Origin of the sequence: Streptomyces sp. NPDC021080, assembly GCF_044333225.1 — a bacterium.
Classification (GTDB): domain Bacteria; phylum Actinomycetota; class Actinomycetes; order Streptomycetales; family Streptomycetaceae; genus Streptomyces.
In genome coordinates, this window is the sequence record NZ_JBIRQM010000005.1 from 302,868 (window position 1) to 317,882 (window position 15,015).

15 protein-coding genes and 1 pseudogene are annotated in these 15,015 nt (G+C 72.4%); 6 read left to right on the forward strand and 10 right to left on the reverse strand.

The window, feature by feature from the left end:
• Nucleotides 1-70: 70 nt before the first annotated feature.
• From ACH4S8_RS14540 to ACH4S8_RS14550, 3 genes are all read right to left on the reverse strand, one after another.
• A complete protein-coding gene (locus tag ACH4S8_RS14540) occupies nucleotides 71-844 on the reverse strand; it encodes a TIGR04222 domain-containing membrane protein (protein ID WP_398393629.1) in 774 nt (257 codons plus the stop codon).
• Between the two features lie 195 nt (nucleotides 845-1,039).
• Nucleotides 1,040-2,503 carry a DUF692 domain-containing protein gene (locus ACH4S8_RS14545; protein WP_398393631.1) on the reverse strand — a complete coding sequence of 488 codons (1,464 nt, stop codon included), beginning with the start codon at nucleotides 2,501-2,503 and terminating at the stop codon, nucleotides 1,040-1,042.
• Between the two features lie 220 nt (nucleotides 2,504-2,723).
• A complete protein-coding gene (locus ACH4S8_RS14550; protein ID WP_398393633.1) occupies nucleotides 2,724-3,095 on the reverse strand; it encodes a DUF4267 domain-containing protein in 372 nt (123 codons plus the stop codon).
• 87 nt (nucleotides 3,096-3,182) lie between these two features.
• On the opposite strand from ACH4S8_RS14550, the gene ACH4S8_RS14555 reads away from it, so the two are divergent.
• On the forward strand, nucleotides 3,183-3,758 hold the full coding sequence (locus tag ACH4S8_RS14555) for a TetR/AcrR family transcriptional regulator (protein WP_398393635.1): 576 nt from the start codon (nucleotides 3,183-3,185) through the stop codon (nucleotides 3,756-3,758).
• Between the two features lie 132 nt (nucleotides 3,759-3,890).
• On the forward strand, nucleotides 3,891-4,709 hold the full coding sequence (locus ACH4S8_RS14560) for an SAM-dependent methyltransferase (RefSeq protein ID WP_398393638.1): 819 nt from the start codon (nucleotides 3,891-3,893) through the stop codon (nucleotides 4,707-4,709).
• A 51-nt stretch (nucleotides 4,710-4,760) separates the two neighbouring features.
• Here ACH4S8_RS14560 and ACH4S8_RS14565 read toward each other — a convergent pair whose 3' ends face one another.
• Together ACH4S8_RS14565 and ACH4S8_RS14570 are read right to left on the reverse strand one after the other, a co-directional pair.
• A complete protein-coding gene (locus tag ACH4S8_RS14565) occupies nucleotides 4,761-5,684 on the reverse strand; it encodes a helix-turn-helix domain-containing protein (RefSeq protein WP_398393640.1) in 924 nt (307 codons plus the stop codon).
• Between the two features lie 152 nt (nucleotides 5,685-5,836).
• On the reverse strand, nucleotides 5,837-6,067 hold the full coding sequence (locus ACH4S8_RS14570) for a DUF397 domain-containing protein (protein ID WP_398394106.1): 231 nt from the start codon (nucleotides 6,065-6,067) through the stop codon (nucleotides 5,837-5,839).
• Between the two features lie 292 nt (nucleotides 6,068-6,359).
• Between ACH4S8_RS14570 and ACH4S8_RS14575 the strand changes: the two genes are divergently transcribed.
• The gene (locus tag ACH4S8_RS14575) at nucleotides 6,360-6,833 is read left to right on the forward strand and encodes a hypothetical protein (protein WP_398393642.1); all 474 of its coding nucleotides are present in this window, start codon (nucleotides 6,360-6,362) and stop codon (nucleotides 6,831-6,833) included.
• 12 nt (nucleotides 6,834-6,845) lie between these two features.
• Here the strand turns inward: ACH4S8_RS14575 and ACH4S8_RS14580 are convergent, their stop codons facing one another.
• The 5 genes and pseudogenes from ACH4S8_RS14580 to zapE all read right to left on the reverse strand — a co-directional run bounded on the left by ACH4S8_RS14580 (nucleotide 6,846) and on the right by zapE (nucleotide 11,860).
• Entirely contained in the window at nucleotides 6,846-7,598 is a 753-nt protein-coding gene (locus tag ACH4S8_RS14580) for a peptidyl-tRNA hydrolase (protein ID WP_398393644.1), read from the reverse strand.
• 142 nt (nucleotides 7,599-7,740) lie between these two features.
• Nucleotides 7,741-7,947, reverse strand: coding sequence for a hypothetical protein (locus ACH4S8_RS14585; protein ID WP_398393646.1), 207 nt, complete (start codon nucleotides 7,945-7,947; stop codon nucleotides 7,741-7,743).
• Between the two features lie 86 nt (nucleotides 7,948-8,033).
• Nucleotides 8,034-9,323, reverse strand: a pseudogene (thrS, locus tag ACH4S8_RS14590) (threonine--tRNA ligase); the annotation flags it as partial.
• A 150-nt stretch (nucleotides 9,324-9,473) separates the two neighbouring features.
• Nucleotides 9,474-10,577: an SPFH domain-containing protein gene (locus tag ACH4S8_RS14595; RefSeq protein WP_398393648.1), complete on the reverse strand. Its 1,104-nt coding sequence runs from the start codon at nucleotides 10,575-10,577 to the stop codon at nucleotides 9,474-9,476.
• 137 nt (nucleotides 10,578-10,714) lie between these two features.
• Entirely contained in the window at nucleotides 10,715-11,860 is a 1,146-nt protein-coding gene (zapE, locus tag ACH4S8_RS14600; RefSeq protein ID WP_398393650.1) for a cell division protein ZapE, read from the reverse strand.
• Between zapE and ACH4S8_RS14605 the strand changes: the two genes are divergently transcribed.
• The 3 genes from ACH4S8_RS14605 to murC all read left to right on the forward strand — a co-directional run bounded on the left by ACH4S8_RS14605 (nucleotide 11,859) and on the right by murC (nucleotide 15,008).
• Nucleotides 11,859-12,668 carry a pyrimidine reductase family protein gene (locus ACH4S8_RS14605; RefSeq protein ID WP_398393652.1) on the forward strand — a complete coding sequence of 270 codons (810 nt, stop codon included), beginning with the start codon at nucleotides 11,859-11,861 and terminating at the stop codon, nucleotides 12,666-12,668. The genes zapE and ACH4S8_RS14605 overlap by 2 nt on opposite strands.
• Before the next feature lie 116 nt (nucleotides 12,669-12,784).
• Nucleotides 12,785-13,258 (forward strand): indole-3-glycerol phosphate synthase, encoded by a 474-nt coding sequence (locus ACH4S8_RS14610; protein WP_398393654.1) that lies wholly within the window; start codon nucleotides 12,785-12,787, stop codon nucleotides 13,256-13,258.
• A gap of 361 nt (nucleotides 13,259-13,619) precedes the next feature.
• Nucleotides 13,620-15,008 carry a UDP-N-acetylmuramate--L-alanine ligase gene (gene murC / locus ACH4S8_RS14615; protein ID WP_398393656.1) on the forward strand — a complete coding sequence of 463 codons (1,389 nt, stop codon included), beginning with the start codon at nucleotides 13,620-13,622 and terminating at the stop codon, nucleotides 15,006-15,008.
• Nucleotides 15,009-15,015 lie beyond the last annotated feature (7 nt).

Below are 15,015 nucleotides of genomic sequence, written 5' to 3' on the forward strand. Positions count from 1 at the left end.
AATGACCCCGATGCGCCCCCCCGGGCGCGCACTTCACCCCCCGGCTCGCCCTCGGCCGGTGAGCCTCCCGTCAGGCCGTGTTGCGGTCCCGGTGGGCCAGGGCCGCCCGCAGTTCCGGCTCGCCGATCGCGCGGATGCCGCGTACGGCGACGGACGTGAGGTACGTACGGTCGTCACCGGACGCGTCGGAGTGCCCGGCCAGGGTGCCGAGCAGCCGCTGCCCGGCGGGGGAGGCCCAGCGGGTGCAGGGGTGCACCTCGATCCGGGCTATGGCGAGACAGCTCACCGTCAGGATGAGCGGGAGCAGGAACCAGACGGCCACCGGGACGTCGCTGCCCGGGGTCTGACCCGGCAGCAGCAGGGCGGTGGCGCCCAGGACGAGGACGGCGGCAGCGGCGGCCCGGACCTGTCGGACGGCCCCCGCGACGGTGGTACGGGCTCCGTCGGGGACGGCGAGGCCGGCGGCGACCAGGCGGTCCGCGAGACGGCGTACCGAGTCGGCGGCCGCGGTGGCCGCGCGCAGCGGTGCTATCCGGGACTGGCCCTCGGGGCCGATGGCTCCGATGACCGAACGCTCCATGTCGTCGCGCCCGCGCGGGTCGACGACCGTGGCCCAGCCCGTGTGCGCGAGCAGCAGGCGGCGCTGACGGGCCATCGACACCAGGGTCAGGTCGGCCACCCGGGCCGGGCCGCCGGACAGGAACGCGGCTTCGTACAGCGTGAGATCGTGCCCGCGCCCGGCGTCGGCGTCGAGTTCGGCCGCGTGGACCGCGGCCAGGCACAGGCGGGCGCAGGAGACACCGGCGGCCACCCAGGCCAGGAGCAGGAGAAGAACCCAGAACATGGCGTTTTTCTATGCGACGGGCCGGGTGGGCGCCATGCTCCACCCACTATGTGGGACGGAGCCGTTGCCGGTATGTGACATTCCGTTTTCTCGGGTGCGGTGATGCGGTGGTGCGACGGGACGGGCGGTGCGACGGGGCGGGTGCCGCGGCGGGTCCGGCACGGTGCGGCGGCGGGCACCCGTTCGGCACGCCGTTCAGCGGCGCAGCAGTGTCCTGCGGGTGGCGCGGGCCAGTCGGGCCAGGGGGTGCCCCGGGAGCGGGGCCGGGCCGGACCGCTCCAGCCACCAGTCGCGCAACCGCCGCGTCCGGGCGCCTTCCGGGAGCCCCGCGAGCAGAAGGTGTTCGGCGAAGTCCAGGGCGTCGCGGCGGTAGCCGCCGGTCATGGGCCGCCGCTGCGCGTACGCGAGGAACGCGGGGCGGTAGCCGTCGGCCAGGATCTCCGGCAGCTCCGGGGCCACCTTCGCCACGACGTCGGCCCGCTTGGCGGCGAGGGCGCGTGCCTGCACCCCGAGGCGGGTGCGGTCGAAGCCCTCGGGAGCGGGGGTCCCGGCGACGAGCGCGGACAGCAGAGCGGCCTGCGCCAGCGCCACGCGCTGCCGAGGGGCACTCCCGGTGCCGGCGCGCGGGTCAGTGCCGGGCGTCCCGCCCGGCACTGACCCGGCGTCGTCCGGTGTCCGGGACGCCGGTGCGGTGGTCGGGGGAGCGGCCGGAGGGCCGCCCGGGTCCGGGGCCGGTGCGGCGCCCGTCTCCCCGGCGGCCGTCGGAGAGACGCCCCGGCCGCCCGCCGGGGCGGGCGTACCGTGCCCGGCCGCCCGGGCCGTGGCCCCCGCCTTCTCCAGCGTCCCCCGGATCGCGGTCAGCTCCCGCTCCAGTTCGGCCGGTTCGGGGAAGTTCTCGTCCCGTTCCAGGAGGACCCCCGGCGGGGTCACCCGGGACGCGAGGTCGGCGAGGATGTCGAGCACGGGCTGTGCGACGGGATGGGCGTGACTGTCGTGCCATACGCCGTCACGCTCGAAGCCTCCGGCGACGTGGACGTACGCGATCGCCTCGACGGGCAGTTCGCCGAGCGCCTTGGCGGGGTCCTCGCCGCGGTTGACGTGGTTGGTGTGCAGGTTGGCCACGTCGATGAGCAGCCGGACGCCGGTGCGGTCGACCAGGTCGTAGAGGAACTGACCCTCGGTCATCTCCTCGCCGGGCCAGGAGATCAGCGCGGCGATGTTCTCCACGGCGAGGGGGACGGGCAGCGCGGCCTGGGCCGCGCGGACGTTCTCGCACAGGACGTGCAGCGCGTCCCGGGTGCGCGGGACCGGCAGCAGGTGCCCGGCCTCCAGCTGCGGTGACGCGGTGAGCGGGCCGCCCGCCCGGACGAACGCGATGTGTTCCGTGACGAGCGGGGAGCCCAGCGCCTCGGCGCGCTCGGCGAGGGCAGTCAGCCGCGTCTCGTCGGGCCGGTCCGCGCCGCCGAGGCCCAGGGAGACCCCGTGCGGCACCACCGTGACGCCCCGCTCGCGCAGCCGCAGCAGGGACGCCGGGAGGTGGCCGGGGCACACGTTCTCCGCGACCGCCTCCACCCAGTCGATGCCGGGCATGTTCTCCACGGCCTCGGCGATCTCGGGCCGCCATCCGATTCCCGTGCCCAGTCGTATCGGCTCGCGCATGTCCCCTCCTCCGTCACGGCCTCGGCCGCGCCTGCCCGTGCGTCGCTCCCCACGACGGCCGGTGCCCCGGCGTGACCAGGTCATGGCCCCGGGAGCCGGGAGCGAACCCACCGGGGCGGACGTTCAGAGCAACATTTGAGGTTTCGGCGCCGGGTCCGGGGCCGGGCCGGCCCCGGGGCCTCGCGGTGCCGGGCCCGCCGGGTGCGACCACCGGGGCCGGTCAGACGGCGAAGAGCAGACCGGCGCTGACGAGGACGAGCACGGCGGTGGCGAAGTGGATGCCGAAGGCGACGGCCTTCGTACCGCCGTGGCGCAGCACGATCATCGTGTCGCCGAGCGGTATCAGGGCCACGGTCAGCATGAACCAGGCCTCGGCGCCGGCACCGGCGAAGGCCAGCAGGGCCAGGGCCATGACCCCGAGGGTGGTGTCGCGCAACCCCTTGATCTCCAGGTAGGCGGCGTCGCCGTCCTGCTTGGCCGGGACCCCGTAACCGGCGGCGGCCGCCCGCGGCCGGACCAGGAACCGTGCACCGATGAACAGGACGAGGAGGTCGAGCGCGATGGCCAGTCCGTAAGCCGTGTGGGTGAGCATGTCGGATCTCCTTACTAGCGGCGCTAGGAATAGGAGCGAAGCTAGCATAGCGTCGACATGAACGCTAGCAATGCTAGAATCATGGTCATGTCGATCCAGACGCGCCGAGAGCGCGAGCGGGCGGAGCGCGAGCGGCTGATCGTGACGGCCGCCCGCGAACTGGCCGAGAGCGAGGGCTGGGACGCGGTGACGACGCGTCGGCTGGCCGCCGAGATCGAGTACAGCCAGCCGGTGCTCTACAGCCACTTCGAGAGCAAGGACGCCATCGTGGCGGCGGTCGCGGTCCAGGGCTTCGCCGAACTGGCGCGGGAGCTGCGGGCCGCGCGCACGGCGACAGTCGGCCCGGCCGAGGCACTGGCCGCCGTCGGCGCGGCCTACGCCGACTTCGGCGGGCGCCGCCCCGCGCTGTACGACGCGATGTTCACGCATGCCGTCGACCTGTCCTCCGCGACCTCGCAGGCGCCGTCCGCCCTGCGGGGCGCGTTCGGTGAACTGCCGACGGCGATCCTGCCGCCGGCCGGGGGTGACGACCCGGCGCTCGCCGAGACCTTCTGGGGCGGTCTGCACGGTCTGGTCACGCTGACGCGCAGCGGACGGCTGCCCCGCGCGGGGCACGACCGGCGGTTGTCCCTGCTGATCGGCCATTTCGCGCCACGACGGTGAACGAGGGGCCGGGGTTGGCCGGAAAGCCCTCCCGCGTCCGTCGTTCGGGGGCTGGCAATGCCAACTTCCGTTTCCCTAGGATGGTTTGCCGGTCGGGCCGGTCGGGCCGGCCGACACCGATCTGGGGGAACGATGCAGCCTGGCGAGCAGTTGTCCACGTCGATCGACGCCACGGTGCCCACGGCCGCGCGCATGTACGACCACTACCTCGGCGGCAAGGACAACTACGCCGCCGACCGGGCGGCCTGCGAAGAGCTGGACAAGGTCGTGCCGAGCACGCGGGCGCTCGCGCTGAACAACCGGCGTTTCCTCCAGCGGGTGGTCCGGACGCTCGCGGACGGATACGGGATCCGGCAGTTCCTCGACCACGGATCCGGCCTGCCCACGCAGAACAACGTGCACCAGGTCGCCCAGGCGATCGACGAGACCTCACGGGTGGTCTACGTCGACAGCGACCCGATGGTGCTGGTGCACGGCAGGGCCCTGCTGGACCAGAACGAGCGGACCGCCGTCATCCACGCCGACCTGCGGCACACGGAGGAGATCTTCTCCCACCCCGACACCCGGCGGCTGATCGACCTCTCGCAGCCGGTGGCCGTGCTGTTCAACTCGGTGTTCCACTGCATCCCGGACAGCGAGACCGACGGTCCCGTCCCCGTGATCCGCCGCGTCGCCGAACGGCTGGCGCCCGGCAGCTTCATGGTGATGTGCCAGCTGGTCAGCGAGGACGCCGAGGTCCGTGACTTCGTCACCGGCTTCATGGACACCGCGACGCAGGGGCACTGGGGCCGGGTCCGCCAGGAGAAGGACGTGGAGCAGTTCTTCGACGGCATGGACATCCTCGAGCCGGGACTCGTCGAGGTGTCCACCTGGCGTCCGGACACCGACGTCGTGCCGCGCCAGCTCACGCAGGAGTGGATCGAGTTCGGCGGGGTCGGACGGATCCGTTAGGGGGCCGTTCGCCACGGACCGGAACCGATCCGGGCGATGTGCTCCGCTCCGTCAGCGGGACGCGCTGTAGCGCTGTTCCACCGTGTCGCGCAGCAGCGCCAGCGACGCGCGAGGGCTGAGCGCCTCGTCGGCGAGCCGGTCCAGTACCACCCGGTACTCCTCCGTCTCGTCGCGGTCCTCCAGGAAGTTGGCGCTCCTGATGTGCTCCAGATAGACGATGTCGGGCAGTTCGACACCGCCGAAGCGCAGATACGTGACGGGGATGGCCGGCGCCGAGGCGTTCGTGACGTCCAACGGCACGACCTGCACGATCACATGGGGACGCTGGGCCATCTCGATGAGGTGCTCCAGCTGGGCGCGCATCACCTCGCGGCTGCCCAGGACGCGCAGCAGCACGGACTCGTCGACGACGGCCCACAGGTGAGGGGCGTCCACCCGGTTCAGCAGTTCCCGTCGGCGCATGCGCAGTTCGACCCGGCGCTGCACCTCGGCGGCGGGCGCCGTGGGCAGCCCGCGTTCCACCACGGCCCGGGTGTAGTCGGGGGTCTGCAACAGGCCCGGGACGTACTGGATCTCGAAGGTGCGGATGGTGGTGGCCGCCTCCTGGAGTCCGACCAGCCGGTCGAACCACTCGGGCATCAGCCGCTTGTCGTAGCGCTGCCACCATCCCGGCTCGCCCGCCCGCTTGAGCAGTCTGAGCAGGACCGAGACCTCGTAGTCCTCGGTCCCGTACAGTTCGAGCAGGGCGCGGACGTCGCCCTCCGTGGGCGGCCGACGGCCCTTGCCCGCCTCCATGCGCGACAGCTTCGCCGCACTGAACCCCAGGGAGCGCGCCGCCTGTTCCTGCGAGAGCCCCGCGTCCTCGCGGGCGCCCGCCAGCTGCACGCCGACCAGCATCTTCAGCAGAGTGGGAGCGGGCTCCTCCCGGCTCAGATACGGTTCGAGGCGGGAGGCGCGGGGTGACTCGACGGACATCCTGACTCCCTGTCGACCGGCAGAAGGCACCCAAAATTATCGCACTGCTCCGGACCCTGCCGCAGCGGGAGAGGGAAGTGGGCAACCACCCTTCCGTTTCAACGGAGTTCGGGGCGCCGGAGAGCGCCGCGGACCGGCCGGAACGCCGGGTCTCAGAGCAGGTGGTCGAACTCCCCGTCCTTCGCCCCGGCCAGGAACGCGGCCACTTCCGCCGGGGTGTAGACGAGGGCGGGACCGTCGGGGTCGCGGGAGTTGCGCAGCGCGATGCCGCCGTCGCCCAGGGAGGCCACCTCGACGCAGTTGCCCTCGGCATTGCTGTGCCCGCTCTTGATCCAGGAGGCGCCCAGCGAGCTGGCCCGCACTCCGTTCGGCACTGATGGCACCAACGCACTCTCCTTGCTGACGTTCCACCAGGTGTGAGCCCGGCCGGTCGCCCGGTCACGGGCTTCGGGCCGGACCTCACGTGGCCCATGCCTCTCTCCGTCTTCGTGCAATTTCTCGTGCAATTGCACGAAGACGCTGTCAGCGTGGATAATAGCCGTGGCGTCAACCTCGTTGCCAGAGGCCTGTGCTGACGTCGGTTCAGCCGCTTCCCCCGGGGAGCGTGATCGTCCGGGACGGGCCGGTGGCCCCCCGCGCACCTGTCACTGTCCGACGCCTCCGGAGGGAGCGGAAATGGCAACACCACTCGGAAACCTGGAACGCGTGTCGTGGGACGGGATCAAGGACTCCAAGGGATCGGCGGAGGCCATCCCCTTCCTGCTCAACACCGTCGCCTGGGGTGACGCGGCCACGGCCAGGGCGGCGCTGCAGGACCTGCGGGAACGAATCTGCCAGTTCGGATTCGTCGTGGAGCAGGCGACGGCCGCGACCGTCCCCTTCCTCTGGGAACTCGCCGAACTCCCCCAGGTCACCTGCCGCGTTCAGATCATCCAGCTCCTGAGAGACATCGCGGAGGCCCGGCAGTGGGAACGCACGGCCGCCGCCTACCCCAAACTCCTCAACCGCCGTGAGAACTGGGTGGGCTGGGAGCGCGAAGCCCGTCAGGCCGTGCGCGACCACCGCGGCACGCTCAAGCACCTGCTCGCCGAACCGGACACCGAACTCGTCCGGGTCACCGCGGAACTGGCCACCACGCTGGCCGACTGAGGCGGCCCGCCGTCAGTCCGACGTATCCGGGGAGCGCTTCGCCAGGGCGCCGACGCGGTCGTGCCCCTCGACGGCGACGGTCAGTCCGGGAGCGATCTCCGTGAACCCCGCGTCACGGACCAACGGAATCTCGGAGACACTGAGTTCACGCCAGTGGGCCGGGTCGGCGGTGCGCACGGAGAGGGCGAAGCCCGCCTCGCGCCAGGCGATCCGCTCCTTCTCCGACAGCTCCCACCAGGCCAGTTGGGCCCCATGGCCCGTCTGCGCCATCGTCTTGCCGGCCGACATGTCGAGTTCCGGGTTCAGCCACAGCACGGGCGCCGCCGGATCGGCCGGTGCGGGCGGCTCCGGATCGTCGAGATCCGTGCCGGACACCTGGAGCCGGGCCAGGTCCTTCGGCCAGCCGTCCAGCGGCACCGGCGGGAAGACCCGTACCTCCGCGGACCGACCGGTCACGGTGATACCGGGCAGCGCCTCGGCCCGCCGCCACTCGGCCCCCCGCGCCCGCCGCACGACCTTGCGGATCCGGGCGTCCTGCCAGTCCCGCATCGCCTGCGCCCAGACGCCGTCCCCGAGCGAACGTTCGTCGCTCAGGATCGTCAGCACGGCCCGCGCGGAGGTCTCCAGCGCATCGGTGCGCGCCGGGGGCGCGTCCTTCTCGATGTGCACCACCAGCGGCAGCACGAACTGCCGTGCCGTGTCGCGCTCGGTGGGCTCGTCGCGGAACGGGTCGGCGTCGGCGGGGGTCGGGTCGTCGCTGCTCACGCCCCCAGTCTGCCAGGCGGAAGATCCGTTCCGGACGGACGGTCCGGCTCCGGTGACGCCCGTCCCGCCCGCCGGCGTCCGTCCCGCGGACCGACGCCGGTCGGCGCGACGGCGTTCGTCCTGCCGCCGGCATCCGCTCCGGTCAGCCCGAACACGCGGTGCGCTGTGCCTCCTGCCAGTCGCAGACGGGGCACAGAGTGATCCCCTTGTGCGACTCCGGGTACTCGGTCGGCTCACGGCACAGCACACACTCCGCGTACGGCGGCCCGCCCCGCCCCGCCGCGCCGAGGGCTTCGCCGGACTCCCGGGCCGGCGCTTCCGTGCCGGTCGCGCCACAGTCGTCGTTCATGCCCCCAGCCTACGAGGAGCGGCGGACCGGACCCGGCCGAGGACCCGTCGCACGACGGCGCCCGGGGTCCGCCCCCCGCCGCGCGCTCAGCCGGCCGGGTCGAGCAGGCCGGCGCCGCGGGACGCGACCTGTTGTCCGATCCGGTGCAGGACCTCGGCGGCCGGCCGGGGATCGAGACGGCGTCCGTCGCGCAGGCGCAGGGCGACCAGACCGGCGGACGCCTCCCGGGGGCCGATCACCGCCTGGTACGGAACCAGGCGGGCGGCGCGCACCCGGGCGCCCAGGGTGCCCGCGTCCGGGGCGGCGAGCTCGGCCCGCAGACCCTGGTCGCGGCAGCGGCGCACCAGCTGATGTGCCTGCTCGGTCTCGGCCTCGGAGACCGGCAGGACCGCCACCTGGGTGGGGGCGAGCCAGGCCGGGAAGGCTCCCCCGTGCACCTCGATGAGATGGGCGACGGCCCGTTCCAGACTGCCGATCACGCTGCGGTGCACCATGACCGGCCGGTGTCCGCCGCCGTCGGCGCCGACGTAGTGCAGACCGAAGCGCTCGGGCTGGTGGAAGTCGACCTGGACGGTGGAGAGGGTGGACTCGCGTCCCGCCGGATCGGCGATCTGGACGTCGATCTTGGGCCCGTAGAACGCGGCCTCGCCCTCGACGGCCTCGTACGCCAGGCCGGAACCGTCGAGGACCTCGCGCAGCAGCGCGGCCGATCTGCGCCACAGCTCCGGATCGGCCACGTACTTCCCTCCCGGGCCCGGCAGCGACAGCCGGTAGCGGGACGCCTCGATGCCCATGGCGTCGTACGCGGCACGGATCAGTCCGAGGGCGGCCGAAGCCTCTTCGGCGACCTGGTCCGGGGTGCAGAAGACGTGCGCGTCGTTGAGCTGGATGGCGCACACCCGGGTCAGGCCGCCCAGCACACCCGACAGCTCGGAGCGGTACATGGCGCCCAACTCGGCCATCCGCAGCGGCAGTTCGCGGTAGCTGTGGGGACGGGATCGATAGATCAGTGCGTGGTGGGGGCACAGGCTCGGGCGCAACAGCACCTGTTCTCCGCCGAGTTCCATCGGCGGGAACATGTCGTCACCGTAGTGCGACCAGTGCCCGGAGATCTCGTACAGCTCCTTCTTGCCCAGCACCGGTGAGTACACGTGCCGGTAGCCCGCCCGACGTTCGGCGTCACGGACGTACTCCTCCAGGGCGTGCCGCACGGCGGCGCCGTCCGGCAGCCAGTACGGAAGTCCGGCGCCCATCAGGGGATCGGTGTCGAACAGGCCGAGTTCACGGCCGAGTCGGCGGTGGTCGTTCATGGCGGTCTCCTCGCTCGTGGAGGGCGAGTGACCGCACGGCGAAGCCCCGGGGCACTCGCCCCGGGGCTTCGACTCGGATCAGCGGTCAGCGCGCCGGGACACTCTCCGGCGTCGTCGTGTTCATCGCGGCACGCTTCATGGCGACCACGCTAGCAACGGGTTCCGGGGCGGGCACGCGATTTGTGCGGGGGCACGTGCGGGGTCGCCCGGTGCGCTTCACCCAGCGGGCGCTTCCGGCTCCGCGCGCTCCTCCGCGTTCCCGGACCGGTCCGCTTCGTTCCCGGACTCGTCCACGCCCCCGAACCCGTCCGGATGTCCGGAGCCGTCCGGTCCCTCCGGCTCCATCGGCACCCTGGGCTCACCCAGGATTCCGAACGTGTCCGGGATGCCGAGCCCGTCCGTGTCCGTGAACGCCTCCGGGAGACCGAGCGCGCCCAGCGTCCCGTCGAGCCGGTCCGGCGCGAGAGGAGGCTCGACGGGATCGACCCCGGGCTGCCGATCCACCGCGGGCGGCGCGTCCGCCGGCCGCTCCGGGTGGGGCTGAACCACTGGCGACTGTCCGGACTGGGCCCGTTCCAGGAAGCGCAGGAGTTCGACCGGGAAGGGCAGGACGAGGGTGGAGTTCTTCTCGGCGGCGACGGCCACCACCGTCTGCAGCAGGCGCAGTTGGAGCGCGGCCGGCTGTTCCGACATCACCTCGGCGGCCTGTGCCAGCTTCTTGGAGGCCTGGAGTTCCGCGTCCGCGTTGATGATCCGGGCACGCCGCTCGCGGTCGGCCTCGGCCTGGCGGGCCATGGACCGCTTCATCGTCTCCGGCAGCGACACGTCCTTGATCTCGACCCGGTCGATCTGCACGCCCCAGCCGATCGCCGGGCTGTCGATCATCAACTCCATCCCCTGGTTGAGCATTTCGCGGTTGGAGAGCAGGTCGTCCAGGTCGCTCTTGCCGATGATCGAGCGCAGCGAGGTCTGTGCCATCTGGGAGACCGCGAAGCGGTAGTCCTCGACCTGGATGACCGCGTTCGCCGCGTCCACCACCTTGAAGTAGACGACCGCGTCCACCCTGACCGTGACGTTGTCCCGGGTGATGCCTTCCTGGGCCGGCACGGACAGGGTCACGATCTGCATGTTGACTTTGCGCAGCCGGTCCACGAACGGCACGATCATGGTGAAGCCGGGGTGGCGGACCTCTCCCGCGAGCCGTCCGAGACGGAGGACGACTCCGCGTTCGTACTGTTTGATGACCCGGGCGCTGGCCGCGACGTAGACCAGGGAGGCGGACCCGGCCGCCACGATCCCCACGATGACTTCCTGGATCATGACGACCCCCTTCCGGGGTGCCCGTTCTGCCCGACATCTCCACTTTACGTCGTGGGGGTGCGGTTGTTGCCGGGTCCGCCCGCTCGGAAGCGGGCGGACGGAGTGCCTGGAAGCAGGGGGTGCCCGGAAGGGAGGTCCTAGGCTCCCCGGCTCTCCACCAGCCCCTTCGCGTCGCGGGCGAGGGCGGTCAGACGGGAGATCGCACGGAAGTACTTCTTGCGGTAGCCGCCGTTCAGCATCTCCTCGCTGAACAGCCGGTCGAAGGGCATTCCGGAGGCGAGGACCGGCACCTCGCGGTCGTACAGCCGGTCGGCGAGCACGACGAGCCGCAGCGCCGTCGACTGGTCCGGGACGGGCTGGACATCGGTGAGGCAGACCGCCTCGACCCCGTCGGTCAGGGCGCCGTACCGGCTGGGGTGGACGCGGGCGAGGTGGTCGAGCAGGTGCGGGAAGTCGTCCAGGGACGCGCCGGCGGTCGCGTACGCGGCCTTGGTGACCTGCTCGTCGGAGAACGGGGCGGGCGCCTCGGGCAGCCCGCGGTGGCGGTAGTCCTCGCCGTCGATGCGCAGTGGACGGAAGCGCGCGGACAGGCCCTGGATCTCCCGCAGGAAGTCGGCGGCGGCGAACCGGCCCTCGCCGAGCTTGCCCGGAAGTGTGTTCGAGGTGGCGGCGAGCGCCACGCCCGCGTCGACCAGTTTGCCGAGCAGGGTCGAGACGAGGACGGTGTCCCCCGGGTCGTCGAGCTCGAACTCGTCGATGCACAGGAGGCGGTGCCCGGAGAGGGTCTGCACGGTCTTCTGGAAGCCGAGCGCGCCGACCAGGTTCGTCAGCTCCACGAAGGTGCCGAACGCCTTGAGCGAGGGCTCCGCGGGGGTCGCGTGCCACAGGGAGGCGAGCAGGTGGGTCTTGCCGACGCCGTAGCCGCCGTCCAGGTAGACACCGCGGGGGCCGGCCGGCGTCTTCGGGACCTTGCCGCGCCCGAACAGCCTCCGCTTGGGCGTACCCACGGCGTGCGCCCCGCCGAGTCCCGCGGCGAACCCCTCGAGGATGCCCACGGCCTCGGTCTGGCTGGGCTGGTTCGGGTCCGGGATGTACGTGGCGAAGCGGACCGAGTCGAAGCGCGGCGGCGGCACCATCTCGGCGACGAGCCGGTCGGCGGGGACGTGCGGCTCGCGGGCGCACAGGGACAGCGGGGCCGCTTCGGCTATCGGGTCGATCGCGGAGGCGGTGGAGGTGGACGACACGGTTCCCCACTCTATGCGCCGTGCCACACTGCACGTCATGCGACGCCTGTTCCCTGTGACCTATGAAACAGCTGACCAGCCCTCCGTCGGGGCCCCCGGGACGGATGGGGCGGGGCGCGAGTGGGAGCTCGGGGAACTGGCCGAGGCGTACGCCTACCCCGTGGTCCAGGGGCCCTGGCTGCGGGCCAACATGGTGTCCACGCTCGACGGCGCCGCCCAGCACGACGGGCGCTCGCAGCCCATCTCGAACGCCACCGACATGAGGATCTTCGGTGTCCTCAGGGGGCTCGCGGACGTCGTGGTCGCCGGCGCGGAGACGGTGCGGCAGGAGGGCTACCGGCCGGCACGCGCGCGTGAGGCCTTCGCGGCCCTGCGGGAGGCCGCCGGGCAGGGCCCCGCGCCCGCGATCGCGGTGGTCACGGCGAGCCTCGACCTGGACTTCTCGCTGCCGCTGTTCACCTCGCCCCTGGTGCCCACGCTGGTGCTGACCGGTGCCGCGGCGCCCGCGGACCGGATCGCCGAGGCCGAGCGGGCGGGCGCGCGGGTGGTGATCGCCGGGGACGGCCGCGGGGTCGACCCCGCCCGTGCCGTACGCGCCCTGGGCGGCCTCGGGCACACCCGGCTGCTGACCGAGGGCGGGCCCAGGCTGCTCGGCCAGTTCATCGCGGCCGGCGTCCTGGACGAGATGTGCGTGACGCTGTCCCCGATGCTCGCCGCGGGCGACGCCCAGCGGATCGCCGGAGGGCCCTCGGTGCCGGTCCCGCAGCGGTTCGAACTGGTGTCCCTGCTGGAAGAGGCGGGGTTCCTGTACGGCCGATACCGTCGACCCGGCCAACGGTCGGAATAGTAGATTCCGTTTCTCTTCGGCCGGGCACACTAATTCGCGCAGTACCCGTGCTGTCACGGGGCAGGATGGTTTCCGCAGGGGGCCGGGACGGCCCACGGACGAGAAGGGCGCCTGTCGTGTTCACGAGCGTATTGATGATCGAGAAGGCCCTGACGTCCGCCGACGTGGAGTTCGTCACCACCTTGCACGGTGACGAGGCGGTCGCCTTCCACGTGCTGCTCCAGCCCCGGGGAGACCAGGCGGACCGGTTGCTGCGGGCCATCGACGACGTCGCGATGGGCGAGATCGACGAAGCGGCCCGCGAGGGCAGGACGCCGGAGGGTGAGGAGGCGGCCAGTCAGGGCGAGCGGGCGCTGGAGGTGTCGCTGCTGGCGCTGCGCGGGGCCGGCAGGACGGCCGAGGGCCGGCTGATCGAGGACCATCCCCTCGACGCGCTGAAGGGCCTGGTCGACCAGGTGGAGGCCGACGAGGTCATCGTGCTGACCGACCCCCACTACGTGGAGGAGTTCTTCCACCGTGACTGGGCCTCCCGGGCCCGCCACAAGGTGGGCGTTCCGGTCCTGAAGCTGTTCTCGCACAGCAAGGCGTGAGCGGGCCCGCTGTTCCCTCACGGGCGTGAGCGGGCTCCGGGGTCTCTCGCGGGGCGGGGTGCGAGCGGGCTCCGGGTCGCCTCGTAGGGCGGGGCATGAGCGGGCCCCAGGCTGCCTCGTAGAGCGGGGTGTGAGTGGCCCGAGACCGCTGCGTACGGCGGGGTATGAGCGGACCGGGAGGCACCTCGTACGGCGGGGCACGAGCGGGTCCGGGTTCCCGCCCCGGGGTGCCCCGGAGCGCCGCGTCCGCGTCCGCCGGTGTCCCTTGTGAGGCGCTGTCCGCCGTACCCAATAGGCTGGGCCCGCGTTCCCCTCGGGAGAGCGCGCCCACCTTCGTACCGGATCTTGGGGAGAAACACGCATGGCACCCGGCCTTCCTACCGCGATGGACCGACCGCACTTCATCGGCATCGGCGGCGCCGGGATGTCGGGCATCGCGAAGATCCTCGCCCAGCGCGGAGCCGTGGTGGCGGGCAGCGACGCCAAGGAGTCCGCCACCGCCGAGGCGCTGCGCGCGCTGGGCGCGACGGTCCACATCGGCCACGCGGCCGACCACCTCGCCCCGGACGCCACCTGCGTCGTGGTCTCCTCCGCGATCCGCGCCGACAACCCGGAGCTCGCCCGCGCGGCCGAGCTCGGCATCCCGGTCGTCCACCGCTCGGACGCCCTCGCCCGCCTGATGGACGGACTGCGCCCGATCGCGGTCGCCGGCACCCACGGCAAGACGACCACCACCTCGATGCTGGCGGTGTCCCTGTCGACGCTGGGCCTCGCCCCGTCGTACGCCATCGGCGGCGACCTCGACGCCCCCGGTTCGAACGCCCTGCACGGCGAGGGCGACATCTTCGTCGCCGAGGCCGACGAGTCCGACCGCAGCTTCCACAAGTACGCGCCCGAGGTCGCGATCATCCTCAACGTCGAACTCGACCACCACGCCAACTACGCGTCGATGGAAGAGATCTACGAGTCCTTCGAGACGTTCGTGGACCGCGTCGCCGAGGGCGGCACGCTGGTGATCTCGGCGGACCACGAGGGCGCCCGCGAACTGACCCGGCGCCTCGCCGGCCGTGCCGTGCGCGTGGTGACCTACGGCGACGCCGCCGACGCGGACGTGCGGGTGCTGTCCGTGGTCCCGCAGGGCCTGAAGAGCGAGGTGACGGTCCTGCTGGACGGCGCCGAGCTCACCTTCGCGGTGTCCGTCCCCGGCCGTCACTACGCGCACAACGCGGTGGCGGCGCTCGCCGCGGGCGTCGCCCTCGGCATCCCGGCGGCCGAGCTGGCCCCCGCGCTCGCCTCCTACACCGGCGTGAAGCGCCGCCTCCAGCTGAAGGGCGAGGCGGCCGGCGTCCAGGTCGTCGACTCCTACGCGCACCACCCGACCGAGATGACCGCCGACCTGGAGGCCATGCGGGCCGGGGCCTCGGGCCGCATCCTCGTGGTCTTCCAGCCGCACCTGTTCTCCCGCACCCAGGAGCTGGGCAGGGAGATGGGCGAGGCACTGTCCCTGGCGGACGCCTCGGTCGTCCTGGACATCTACCCGGCCCGCGAGGACCCGATCCCCGGTGTCACCAGCGAGCTGATCATCCAGGCCGCCCGGACCGCGGGCGCCGAGGTGACCCCGGTCCACGACAAGACCGAGGTCCCGTCCGTCGTCGCGGGAATGACGAAGCCCGGTGATCTCGTTCTCACCATGGGCGCGGGTGACGTGACGGATCTCGGACCGGAGATCCTCGCCCGCCTCGCCGAATGACCATGGC